This window comes from Paenibacillus sp. Y859, from assembly GCF_056786405.1.
The window spans coordinates 33,130-45,968 of sequence record NZ_JBXCIZ010000017.1 but is presented as its reverse complement, the minus strand read 5'-3'; the positions used below and the strand labels follow the sequence as shown (position 1 = coordinate 45,968).

Here is a 12,839-nt window from a genome sequence, read left to right as displayed (position 1 = left end):
TAATTATGCAAAAAAGATGAACCAATAGAGATCATCGCCCATATCATGGGGGTAGGGGTGATGTTCTGATGAATTTAGGCGACTTGGTTGTCCGCCGATCGTATGGTGGCGATATTGCGTTTCGTATCGAAGAATTACAACAAGACCACGCCATCCTGAAAGGTACGGAATTTAGACTATTGGCGGATTCCCCACTTAAGGATTTGGTGAAAGCAACATCAGTATTTGTAAGTGAAAAGGTCCAGGAAGCCGAGGAGAGAGCCAATGAGTCCTTATCTTCTTTTTCGCGTCAGCGAAAGGAGCAGTCATTACGTCATCAAGTTCAAATAAGTGGGGGTAGGGAACAATCGAAGGAAGCTTCCTACTTCGAAGTCCCTGGTAAAGTGCTTCATTTAGATGGAGATCCTAATTATTTGCAAAAGAGTCTTCGTGTCTATGAGCAACTACGTGTACCAGCGGAGGGCTATTATGTCAGGGAGTCAGGCATGGCTGAAGCCTTGTATCGATTGTTGCCACAAGTACAACCTGATATCGTAGTGATTACAGGTCATGATGGTGTGTTAAAGCACGGGTTAAATCGAGATCTCTACAGCTTGAGCAGCTACAAAAACTCACAAAATTTCGTATCCGCTATTCTAGCAGCGAGAAAGTACGATCGTCATTTGGATACTTTAACGATTGTTGCGGGTGCCTGCCAATCCCATTTCGAGGCATTGCTTCAGTCTGGAGCTAACTTTGCTAGTTCACCAGGTCGAATTCTTATTCATGCGCTTGATCCAGTATACGTAGCTGTCAAGGCGTCATTCACATCGATTAGAGAAACCATCAACATGAACGATGTATTAAGTAATACGATTAGCGGTAGTCAGGGTGTAGGTGGAATTGAGTCTCGTGGAAGCTATAGGATGGGCCTACCACGTCTTCATGATCTATCTACACTAAAAGTAACGCCATCTGCGATGTAATTTTATTAACCTTGAATCTGTTTCTTAGATTCGGGTTTCTACTTGTTTGATGCAATTTAGAAGGCGACAATACAGTTCCAAAAAAAAATCGTTGACAACATAAAAATACTATTGATATAATTATTGTTTTGATTTGACAACCTGCCAATTGTTCGTTATAATGGACAAGGAAAGAGGTGGTCGTTAGACATGGCTAAAAATGCACTGTTAGAGATCAAGCACAGTCTCGATGCTCATGTAGGTCAAAAAATTATGTTACGTGCCAATGGTGGACGCCGGAAGACTATTGAGCGAACTGGTGTTTTGGAAGAAACGTACCCTTCTGTATTTATTGTAAAGCTGGATCAAGAACAAGAAACTTTTAAACGTGTTTCATACAGTTATGCGGATATTCTTACTTCTTCAGTAGAAGTAACGATTTGCGAAGATAACATTGAAACTTTGCTTGAGTATATTAAAGTGTAAATAAATGTGTAACACCAACGACAGTCCTCCTAGTGAGGGCTGTTTTGGTTTTAAGGGAATTCGAAATTAAAGAAAGCTATGCTAAATTGTGGTCTGTTTACTCCGTTTAATGGATGGTGAATGAGAAGGGGTTCACTGAGTTATACTATCAGGGTCATTCATCCCCATTGCAGAGAAGGAGGACTATTAATGAGCCGTAGGAAGCGTAGTGTGATGTCAGAGGATCTCAAGAATGAGCTTGCTAAGGATTTAGGTTTCTATGATACCGTCCAGAAAGATGGATGGGGCGGAATTAGGGCGAAAGATGCAGGGAACATGGTTAAGCGAGCAATTGAGCTTGCAGAGAAGGCCGCAGCTAGAAATCCCGATTAATGTTAGAGGCAAGTAAATACGGCGATGCCGTCCTTTTTCAAAAGACTTATGCTTGTTTGTAGTTTAAGAAGGAGATCAGCCCTATGGGGTTGGTCTTTTTTTTCATTACCCTCATTGCATGATACTCTCGCTGTAGCAATGGAGATTTAAGATAGCAAGTGCGAGTAGCTGCAAAAAATGTAGTTGTTTCATGTAGAAAGATGAGGGTCTTTTTCTCGTAATAGCGGCTATACAGTTCGCGTTAACTACTTTGTCTCATCTTGGAAGGTATGATCATCATAAACTTATATGACTTGATTGAGACAGTTTGTTATAATGTGTGAAGTTATTACGAGCGAAAACTTAAGGGTGGGTGAGCGCCATAAAAACCTATGAGAAAGCACCAGCAAAAATTAACTTAATGCTGGATGTATTACATAAGCGTCCTGACGGTTATCATGAGGTAGAAATGGTAATGACGATGGTCGATCTGGCAGATCGTTTAGAGATGGTTGAATTACCTAGGGACACAATCATTATTTCGAGTCAGGTGGGGTATATCCCACTTGATGAGAAGAATCTGGCCTTCCAAGCTGCTCGACTAATCAAAGATCGGTATGATGTTAAGAAGGGCGTTCATATTCATTTGGACAAGAAAATACCAGTGGCGGCAGGACTAGCTGGGGGTAGCAGTGATGCAGCAGCCACGCTTAGGGGCTTGAATCGCCTCTGGGAGCTTCATATTCCAATTCAGGAGCTACAACAGTTGGGAGCGGAACTTGGCTCTGACGTCCCTTTCTGTGTCACTGGTGGGACGGCGCTTGCTACAGGTAGAGGAGAAGTGTTACGCCCTATTCCTAATCCTCCACAATGTTGGGTTATATTAGCCAAACCGCCTATTAACGTATCGACACAGGAAGTATATACTCGGTTGAACAGTAATCAGATATCGAGGCATCCGTCAGCATCTGGTATGATTGCTGCCATCCAATCGGGGAGCTTCCACGAGGTTTGTGGTCAACTTGGCAATGTGCTAGAAGATGTTACACTTAAGTTACATCCTGAAGTCCAACAATTGAAAGAAGCTATGATGAGGTTGGGTGCTGATGGAACTCTAATGTCTGGCAGTGGTCCAACGGTGTTTGGGCTAGTTTCGAAAGAGTCGAAAGTACCTAGAATTTACAATGGGCTACGAGGATTCTGTCGTGAGGTATATGCTGTTCGTTTATTAACCTAACCTTCACAACTCTTGTGCAAAGACGTATGAAAATGGTATATTCTATATATAATATCCGGATTTAGCGAGGAGTATTTCGTGAAAAAATTAAAACGAAGCGCACGACTAGTAGAAATGACACAATATCTGTTAAACAGACCACATATATTGATTCCTCTCACCACGTTTGCAGATCGTTATGGAGCTGCCAAATCCTCTATTAGTGAAGATTTGGGCATTATTAAAGAGGTGTTTGAGGATGAAGGGATAGGAGACCTTCTAACCTTCGCAGGAGCAACGGGCGGAGTGAGGTTTATTCCTAAGATGACGAAAGAGCAAGCGCTGATGTATGCACATAATTTATGCGCTCAGCTAGAGCAGCGAGATCGGATTTTACCAGGTGGATATTTATATATGTCCGATTTACTGGGAGAGCCATCGCTCATGAACGAAGCGGGCAAAATTTTTGCAACAGCATTTGCAGATAAAGAGATCGATTGTGTCATGACGGTAGAAACGAAGGGTATTCCTTTGGCCTACGCTACAGGAGCACAGCTTAACCTGCCTGTTGTACTCGTTCGCCGGGATCATCAAGTGACGGAAGGATCAGCAGTAAGTATTAATTACGTATCTGGCTCACACAAGAGTATTCATACGATGTCCTTATCTCGCCGTGCTTTAAAGGATAAATCAAAAGTACTTATTGTGGATGACTTTATGAAGGCTGGTGGCACCATTCAAGGGATGGTCGATTTGTTAGCTGAGTTTGATGCAGAGGTAGCTGGTGTTGGTGTATTGGTAGAATCCGAGGCTGTGGAGACGGAAGAACGATTACTACATGATTATGTGTCCATTGCTAAATTAACAGCTATGGATTTCAAAAGTAAACAAATTTTAGTTAAACCAGGTAATTATTTTGAATCATAAATCTCTTCCGAGAGTTGAGAAATTTGTCGAAACAAAGGGTCAAATCTAGGTAGTCTTAGAGTGAAAAATGAAAAAGACTGTCGAAATATATATATTTTTTTGAAATTCCTGTTTTTAGGATATTTTTTCAATAAAAATAAAGGATTTTCGTTTGCTGTGTGGAATTATACACCAAGTCTCTGTATGGAAAAAGGTGGTGAACACACACATGCAAATTACGGATGTCAGACTTCGCCGGGTAAACTCCGAAGGAAGAATGAAAGCAATCGCATCCATTACCATTGATAACGAATTTGTTGTTCATGACATTCGGGTTATTGATGGAAATAACGGAATGTTTGTTGCAATGCCGAGCAAACGTACTCCCGATGGGGAATTCCGCGACATTGCGCACCCAATCTCTTCTGGTACTCGGGAGAAGATTCAGTCTGCTGTATTGGCTGAATACGAACGTGCCGCGATTGAAGAGGAACAAGAGGACGCGATTGAAGAAGGTGCTTAAGTTTTACTATTGGGGTTTGAAGAAAAGAGAGCCATAACTATGGCTCTCTTTTCTTTTTACCTAGAATGAGATATATTCAGTAGTGAGTTTAAAAGCAGGAGGTTAAGACCCTTGAAAAGAATGGCTATAATTCTTGCTGCAGGTCAGGGCAAAAGGATGAAATCCAAATTATACAAAGTACTTCATCCTGTGTGTGGGAAACCAATGGTAGGACATGTACTGGATACGGTAAAGCAGGTCAACAGTGAGCGAGTGATTGTGATCGTTGGCCATGGTGCCAAAGCCGTGCAAGCCTTTCTTGGGGACGCTGCAGAATATGTGCTTCAAGAGCAACAGTTAGGAACAGGGCATGCAGTTAAGCAGGTTGCACCTCTACTAAGTCATGAGACAGGCTCTACGATAGTGATTTGCGGAGATACACCCTTAGTTACACCGGAGACGCTAGAAGGACTTATGCAGTTGCATGAGAGCAACCAAGCAGCAGCGACGGTATTGACTGCCCAAATGGATAACCCTAAGGGGTATGGACGTGTTATTCGTGGAGAAGATAGTAACGTACTACGGATTGTGGAGCAAAAGGATTGTTCGCCACAAGAAGATGCGGTACAGGAAATTAATACAGGTACGTATTGTTTTGACAATGCTAAATTGTTCGCAGCACTTGAGAAGGTGACGAATCAGAATACACAGCAGGAATATTATTTAACAGATGTGATTGGTATTCTGGTGAACGCTAACGAAACGGTTCTCGGATATATCACAGATGATGCTTCGGAATCTATTGGTGTAAATGATCGACTAGCGCTTTCTGAAGCAGAAGGATTTATGAGAGAAAGAATTGCAAAGCGTCATATGTTGAATGGTGTAACTATTATTGATCCATCTTCGACGATCATTGGCGCAGATGTAACCATTGGTTCGGACACCATTTTGTTTCCAGGAACGATCATTAAAGGATATACTGTTATAGGTGAGGATTGCGTCATTGGTCCAAACAGTGATATTGATTCTTCGGTGATTGCTAATAGCGTAATCGTTAAGCATTCCGTTCTCGATCATGCTGAGGTAGGTATGCGAACATCGGTGGGCCCTTTTGCGTATTTGCGACCAGGATCTAAGCTCGGTGAGGACGTTAAGATTGGCGATTTTGTCGAGGTGAAGAACTCTGTCATTAGTAATGGATCCAAAGTATCTCATTTAAGTTATATTGGAGATGCTACGATTGGGAAGAATGTCAATGTTGGCTGTGGTGCGATCACAGTGAATTACGATGGGTACAATAAGTTTATGACAGAGATTGAAGATGACGCTTTTATAGGTAGTAATGTCAATCTAATTGCACCAGTTAAAATTGGTAAGGGGGCTTTTATCGTGGCAGGTTCAACGATAACAGATTCCGTTGGTGAGAATGATATGGCGATTGCGAGACAACGGCAGGTAAATAAACCTGGATATGCAGAGAAAATTCGTAATCAGGCTAAAGATAAGAAGAATAAAGATGAATAGTAGACAAGAATTCAATGAATCCGCACGGAGGGTTTTTATTTTATGACTTATTGTGATTCCAAACTCAAAATATTTACTTGTAACTCTAATCCCAAGCTTGCTAATCAAATTGCGGATTATATCGGCATTCCTATGGGGGATTCCCATACGACAAGTTTCAGTGATGGCGAAATTCAAGTCAAATTGAATGAAAGTGTTCGGGGCTGTCACGTCTATATTGTGCAGTCTACTTGTGGTCCGGTGAACGACAACCTGATGGAACTATTGGTCATGGTTGACGCTTTGAAGCGCGCTTCTGCGAAGAGCATTAATGTGGTTATTCCTTATTACGGATATGCCCGGCAAGACCGTAAGGCTCGTTCTCGTGATCCTATTACTGCCAAATTGGTAGCTAATCTGATTGAGAAGGCTGGGGCTCATCGTGTCATTACGATGGATTTGCATGCTATGCAGATCCAAGGATTCTTCGATATTCCTGTAGATCATATGTTGGGGGTTCCGATTATAGCCCAATACTTCCGATCATTACAGATTGAGAATCCAGTTGTGGTCTCACCAGATCACGGCGGCGTTGTTCGTGCAAGAAAATTGGCTGATTTCCTCAATGCACCGCTTGCTATTATTGATAAGCGTCGTCCTGAGCCTAACGTCAGTGAAGTCATGAATATTATTGGTCATATTGAAGGTAAAACAGCGATATTGATTGACGATATTATTGATACGGCAGGTACGATTGTACTTGGTGCTAACGCACTGATGAAGGGTGGAGTAAAGGAAGTCTATGCATGCTGCACACACCCTGTATTATCAGGACCAGCCATGGAACGACTTGAGAACTCTCCACTGAAAGAAGTTATCGTAACAGATACGATTCCGATTAAACACTCGAACCTAAGTAACAAAATCAGAGTACTGTCAGTAGCTCCTCTGATGGGTGAGGCTATCATTCGTGTCCATGAAGAATTGTCGATTAGTAAACTGTTTGAGATTGAGTAGTAAAGTAGAACATAAGCACAGGGTTATATCTCCTTACGTAAGGAGATATAACCCTTATCGTGCATTGTGTTGTAGTATCAATAAAGTCTGATGGAGGATATATACCCAATGAAATGGATTGTAGGACTTGGGAATCCAGGTTCCACTTATGACAAGACACGACATAACGTAGGATTTATGGCGCTAGACGCCTTAGCCGCGAGACATGGTATTACTTTTGGACCGAGTAAATGTAAAGCACGAATAGGTGAGGGGCATATTAACGGATCAAAGGTCACCCTCATCAAACCGTTAACCTACATGAATCTTTCAGGGGAATCTGTCCATGCATTTATGAGTTATTATAAAGCAACATTGGAAGATCTCGTGGTTGTTTATGACGATTTAGATACGACAGTAGGCAGAATTCGGTTACGATATCAAGGTAGTGCCGGAGGACATAATGGGATTAAGTCGATTATCCAGCACACAGGAACACAAACATTTAACCGAATTCGAATGGGGATATCCCGTCCGGATCCAGGGTTTGCGGTCGTAGATTATGTACTGTCTTCCTTTGCTAAGAAAGAGAAGGAATATGTGCTCCAGATGATTGATCATAGCTGTGATGCTATGGAGTACAGCCTTAATCATTCTTTTGAACAGACGATGGCTAAGTATAATGGTTAGAATGATGAATGCTGGAGAGGCTAAATAGAATTAATTCAGGGCATAATGAAGGTATAAATAACCTTCAGGAGGAATAAAATGGCTATAAAGTACATCTGTCGACACTGTCAAACCTTACTTGGAACCATTGACTCAACGACGGTAACTGAGTCGCAGCTTGGGCTCCATTCCTTGACCCCCGCAGAACGCCAAGATATAATAGCGTATGATTTAAGCGGCGACATGACGGTTACAGTCACTTGTGAATATTGCAATGATGCGCTGACAAGCCATCCCGAATTAAGTTTATTAAGTAGTCCACTTCAGTGAAGTTTTTGTAAAGTTAAGTAAATGAAATACAGCCTAAGACTTACGTTTACCGTCTTGACGGCGAATTGATCGTCGTTACAGGGCCTTGGCAGTTTGCTGAGGCTTCTTTTGACGGTAAGAAAAGGGAAGTAACGCTACACAATCTAGAGATAAAAAGTAAGTATAAGAGAGGTGCCACCTTTGCTACAAGCACTTATAGAATCCTTTTCTAAGGACCCTGATTTAAAATCTATTGTTTCTGGAATTTCGGTAGGTATGAAGGAACAGCTCGTCTCTGGATTATCTGGATCAGCAAGACAGGTTATGATGGCCTCACTATATACTGAGGTTAAACGCCCCATGTTAATTGTGACTCACAATATGTTCTCTGCACAGAAAATGGCTGACGATTTACAGGAAGCGCTTTCGCCTGATCAAGTATTACTCTATTCAGCACATGAGTTAGTTGCAGCTGAGACGGCAGTATCCAGTCCCGAGACGCTGGCACAACGTATTGATGTATTGATGAAATGCGCACAAGGGTTCACGGGAATTGTTGTAGCCCCTTTTGCGGGTGTAAGAAGGCTTCTACCTGCCCCAGAAGTGATGGCTAATGCTCAGATAGCAATCCAGTGTGGAGGTTCCGTGCAACTGGATTCTTTTCTTATGCGCATGATTGAGATGGGATATGAGCGGGTTGAACGTGTAGAGAACAAAGGTGAGATGAGTATTCGTGGTGGTATTATGGACTTCTATCCCATGACCTCACCACTGGCTTACCGTGTAGAATTATTCGATGATGAGGTTGATTCTATCCGTACGTTTGATCCAATGGATCAGCGTTCTATTGATAAAGTTAACAAGGTTGTGATAACACCATGCAAGGAGATCATTGCAGATTATAGACGGCTAGAGCAAGCGGCTGATGCATTAGATGTTCTATTGGTACAACAGCTAGATAAAATGGCAGATCGTCAGGCTAAGCTGCGCCTCCAAGAAGAGATGAGGCGTGAGATCGATATGTTGCGTGAGCATGTGTATTTCCCTGAAATATATAAGCACATATCTTTACTGTATCCAGAGAAGTGCCATTTATTTGATTATCTTCCAGATGATACAATTCTAGTTCTTGATGAACCTACTAGATTGCTAGAAACCGCTAAGCAGCTAGAACGGGATGAGTCTGAATGGAATTTACACTTGATGCAGCATGGTAAAATGCTACCACAATTAGCATTATCTATTGAAAATGAGGAAGTCATTTATAAACGTCGATTCCAGACGTTATTTCTCTCCATATTTCTACGGCAAGTACCGCACACACAGCCTCAGAACATACTGAATATTACCAGTCGTGGAATGCAGGACTTCCACGGTCAAATGAATGTACTCAAATCTGAAATGGAGCGTTGGCAGAAGACGGGTGTTCGTGTCATGATGCTAGCCAGCAATGAAGAGCGTATGGAGCGCATGCGTCGCGTGCTACTTGATTATGGTATCGATGAGCCAACGATGCTTCAGGGGAACCTACAGACGGGGTTTGAATTGCCTTCGATCCAATTAGCTGTCATTACAGAGGGCGAGATGTTCTCCCAGAAACAACGTAAAGTCCGTAAATTAAGTAAGAGCCTTGATAACGCTGAGCGCATCAAAAGCTATACAGAGCTCAAGGTCGGCGATTATGTTGTGCATCAGAATCATGGAATAGGTAAATATATGGGGATTGGCACCTTGGATATTAACGGTATTCACAAGGATTATTTGCATATCCTTTATGCCGGGGGAGATAAGCTGTCCGTTCCGATTGAGCAAGTTGATCTTATTCAGAAATATGTAGGCTCAGAAGACAAAGAACCGAAGATTTATAAGCTAGGCGGTAATGACTGGATACGTGTCAAGAATAAGGTTCGTTCTACGGTACAGGATATTGCGGATGATTTGATTAAATTATATGCAGAGCGTCAATCTACGCAGGGTTATGCTTTTGAAAAGGATACACAGGAACAGCAAGAATTTGAAGAAATGTTCCCGTACGATGAGACTCGAGATCAAGTGAGAGCGATTGAAGAGATCAAGGAAGACATGGAACAGGCTCGACCTATGGATCGATTGCTCTGTGGTGATGTGGGTTATGGTAAGACAGAAGTGGCTATCCGCGCAGCTTTCAAATCTGCCATTGAGGGTAAGCAGGTTGCTGTATTAGTCCCAACGACAATTCTAGCTCAGCAGCATTTCGAGACATTTAAGGAGAGATTCTCTGGATATCCTCTTAATATTCAAGTGCTGAGTCGTTTTCGCTCCCGCAAGGAACAGAACGAAGCGATCAAGGGAATTCGGCAGGGGACTGTGGATATCATTATCGGTACACATCGATTGTTGTCACAGGATCTCATATTTAAGGACTTGGGGCTTGTTATTGTAGACGAGGAGCAACGATTTGGCGTCACGCATAAGGAGAAGCTGAAGAAGCTCAAGACGAATGTGGACGTATTGACATTGACTGCTACACCCATTCCACGAACACTCCATATGTCCATGCTCGGCGTTCGGGATTTATCCGTTATTGAGACACCGCCTGAGAATCGCTTCCCCGTACAGACCTATGTCGTAGAGCACAGCCATACGCTAGTTCGCGAAGCAATAGAGCGTGAGCTTGCTCGTGGTGGACAGGTGTATTATTTATACAATCGAGTGCAGGGGATACAAGAGATGGCAAGTCAGATCACAGCGCTTGTACCTGAGGCTAGAGTAGGTGTAGGACACGGCCAAATGAATGAGTCCGAGCTTGAGAAGACGATTCTTGATTTCTTGGATGGTGAATATGACGTATTGGTTAGTACAAGTATCATTGAGACCGGTGTAGATATACCTAATGTGAATACGCTAATTGTACATGATGCTGATAAAATGGGGCTATCCCAGCTCTATCAGCTACGGGGGCGTGTGGGTCGTTCTAATCGTATCGCCTATGCCTATTTCACGTACCAGCGCGATAAGGTATTAACAGAAGTTGCCGAGAAGCGCCTGCAGTCCATTAAAGAATTCACGGAGCTTGGATCAGGATTTAAGATCGCTATGCGGGACTTGTCTATTCGCGGTGCAGGTAATTTGCTTGGAGCGGAACAACATGGGTTTATTGCTTCGGTCGGTTTCGATCTATATTCGCAAATGCTTGCAGAAGAAATCCAGAAACGAAAAGTAACGATGTTAGGGGAGGAAGCTGCACCAGAGAAGGTGTGGAATACACTTATTGATATCGGCATAGATGCTTATTTGCCAGCTGATTATATTTACGATAGTATCCAAAAAATTGAAATCTATAAAAAGGTGGCAGCTACAGCTTCATTTGATGAGGTCTCAGAGCTTGAAGATGAGCTGATGGATCGATTCGGTGAATTGCCTGAAGCTGTCCTAAATTTGCTTACAGTTGCCAGAATGAAATTATACGGTAAAATGCTGGGGATCGAATCGATCGTGAAGCGTGGTGATGACATCACACTTAAATTTTATGCCGGACAAGAGAAGGCAGTGAATCGATCTGAGCTTGTGCGAATTGGAAATTCATTTGAAAGACGTGTACAATTTGAACAAGAGTCTGTTATGACCATCCGGGTGAAGGGTAAAGGACTTGGAGAAAAGCAGCTAATGGAACTTCTGGAACAATTCCTTGAAGCTATCCAAGAGCCGTTTAAATTAAAGGGGGAGCCTCAAAATGTTGTTAAATAAAAAGTCATGGAAGTTAGTGTCCATTACGCTGGTAGCGGTATTGGCACTATCTTTGTTATCTGCATGCGGTAAGGATAATAAAGATGTTGTAGCTACTTATAAGGGCGGGGAAATTACATTAGCAGAATATAATATTGGTATGAACGTCCTTACCTTCTTGTCACCGGAGTATGCTCAACTTGTAGAACTGGAAGATTTCAAGACGTATCTTGTGAATCAACAAGTGGCTTTTGAATATTTGAGTGCGAAGGCAAGTGAAGAAGCGAAGACGAAGGGCGGGCAAACCGCTACGGATCAGCTGACACAGATGAAAGCCAGTGTTGGGGATGAAATTTTTACACAGATGTTGGAAGAGAAAAAGTTAACGGAAGCCGATTTGAAGGGCTATCTTGAGCAAGTGATGATCTCTATGGAGGATATGACTCTCAAGGTAAAGGACGAAGATGTAAAGGCACAATATGACTTGACGAAACAAGATTATACAATGGCTTCGGTAAGACATGTCCTGATCTCAACGACTGATGCTGAGGGCAAGGAACGTTCTAAGGAAGAAGCTTTAAAAATTGCTAAAGAAGTAAAGTCCAAATTGGATAACGGAGCCGACTTCGCAACGATTGCGAAGGAATACTCCGATGATCCAGGCTCTGTAGATAGCGGTGGTTTGTATGAGGATACTGCTGCAGGTAGATGGGTGGAAGAATTCAAGGAGGCTGCGTTGACCCTTCCGTTGAATACAATTAGTGAGCCTATCGAGACGATGCACGGGTATCACGTGATGAAGGTGGAATCGCGTACCGAGACGACATTTGACGAGCTAACACAAGAGCAGAAGGATTCTATTAAGAACCTGCTTGGATCCAATAAAATTGATGAGTTCATGACGAAGGATTTACCAGGTCTAATTAAGAAAGTGAAATTGCCGGAAACACCTAAGGCTGCGCCAGTAGAAGAAGAAACAACAACACCTGAAAATGGACAAGACTCCACGGAAACAGAAGTACCGACAACGCCTGATGCTAGTACAGATAAAGAGGATGTACCCGTAACGGAAACAGGCAAATAATTTCATGAAATAGCTAAGATGGAATTGCAATGATATGACAATATAATAATGTATGAATAAGGAAAAGGAAATGGTTGAATACTATGGTCAGATATCACATTGATTCATGGGATTCACCTTTTCCCCTTTGGAACAGTAGTTGAAAAATCTTCTTATGAAAGTGGG

The 12,839-nt window shown here is 42.4% G+C and carries 12 protein-coding genes; all 12 read left to right on the top strand.

All coding sequences use genetic code 11. The features are described from left to right. Positions 1-68: 68 nt before the first annotated feature. The 12 genes from yabG (at position 69) to AC1TO8_RS21745 (ending at position 12,674) form a co-directional block, all read left to right on the top strand. A complete protein-coding gene (yabG, locus tag AC1TO8_RS21800) occupies positions 69-965 on the top strand; it encodes a sporulation peptidase YabG (RefSeq protein WP_482057710.1) in 897 nt (298 codons plus the stop codon). A 189-nt stretch (positions 966-1,154) separates the two neighbouring features. Then, the gene (gene veg, locus AC1TO8_RS21795) at positions 1,155-1,430 is read left to right on the top strand and encodes a biofilm formation stimulator Veg (protein WP_438348317.1); all 276 of its coding nucleotides are present in this window, start codon (positions 1,155-1,157) and stop codon (positions 1,428-1,430) included. Positions 1,431-1,619: 189 nt separating this feature from the next. Continuing rightward, positions 1,620-1,802, top strand: a complete 183-nt coding sequence (locus AC1TO8_RS21790) for a protein sspF (protein ID WP_482057709.1) — start codon at positions 1,620-1,622, stop codon at positions 1,800-1,802. Between the two features lie 361 nt (positions 1,803-2,163). Then, a complete protein-coding gene (gene ispE / locus AC1TO8_RS21785; protein WP_482057735.1) occupies positions 2,164-3,018 on the top strand; it encodes a 4-(cytidine 5'-diphospho)-2-C-methyl-D-erythritol kinase in 855 nt (284 codons plus the stop codon). Between the two features lie 78 nt (positions 3,019-3,096). Then, the gene (gene purR, locus AC1TO8_RS21780; protein ID WP_482057708.1) at positions 3,097-3,924 is read left to right on the top strand and encodes a pur operon repressor; all 828 of its coding nucleotides are present in this window, start codon (positions 3,097-3,099) and stop codon (positions 3,922-3,924) included. Positions 3,925-4,132: 208 nt separating this feature from the next. After that, entirely contained in the window at positions 4,133-4,426 is a 294-nt protein-coding gene (gene spoVG, locus AC1TO8_RS21775) for a septation regulator SpoVG (RefSeq protein ID WP_482057707.1), read from the top strand. 111 nt (positions 4,427-4,537) lie between these two features. Next, the gene (glmU, locus tag AC1TO8_RS21770; protein WP_482057706.1) at positions 4,538-5,932 is read left to right on the top strand and encodes a bifunctional UDP-N-acetylglucosamine diphosphorylase/glucosamine-1-phosphate N-acetyltransferase GlmU; all 1,395 of its coding nucleotides are present in this window, start codon (positions 4,538-4,540) and stop codon (positions 5,930-5,932) included. A 42-nt stretch (positions 5,933-5,974) separates the two neighbouring features. After that, positions 5,975-6,928, top strand: a complete 954-nt coding sequence (locus AC1TO8_RS21765) for a ribose-phosphate diphosphokinase (RefSeq protein ID WP_482057705.1) — start codon at positions 5,975-5,977, stop codon at positions 6,926-6,928. 108 nt (positions 6,929-7,036) lie between these two features. Next, positions 7,037-7,597: an aminoacyl-tRNA hydrolase gene (pth, locus tag AC1TO8_RS21760; RefSeq protein WP_482057704.1), complete on the top strand. Its 561-nt coding sequence runs from the start codon at positions 7,037-7,039 to the stop codon at positions 7,595-7,597. Positions 7,598-7,675: 78 nt separating this feature from the next. Continuing rightward, positions 7,676-7,906: an anti-sigma-F factor Fin gene (locus AC1TO8_RS21755; RefSeq protein WP_482057703.1), complete on the top strand. Its 231-nt coding sequence runs from the start codon at positions 7,676-7,678 to the stop codon at positions 7,904-7,906. 180 nt (positions 7,907-8,086) lie between these two features. Then, the gene (gene mfd / locus AC1TO8_RS21750) at positions 8,087-11,611 is read left to right on the top strand and encodes a transcription-repair coupling factor (RefSeq protein WP_482057702.1); all 3,525 of its coding nucleotides are present in this window, start codon (positions 8,087-8,089) and stop codon (positions 11,609-11,611) included. Next, positions 11,598-12,674, top strand: a complete 1,077-nt coding sequence (locus tag AC1TO8_RS21745; protein WP_482057701.1) for a peptidylprolyl isomerase — start codon at positions 11,598-11,600, stop codon at positions 12,672-12,674. Before mfd ends, AC1TO8_RS21745 begins: the two co-directional genes overlap by 14 nt. The last annotated feature ends 165 nt before the right edge of the window (positions 12,675-12,839 follow it).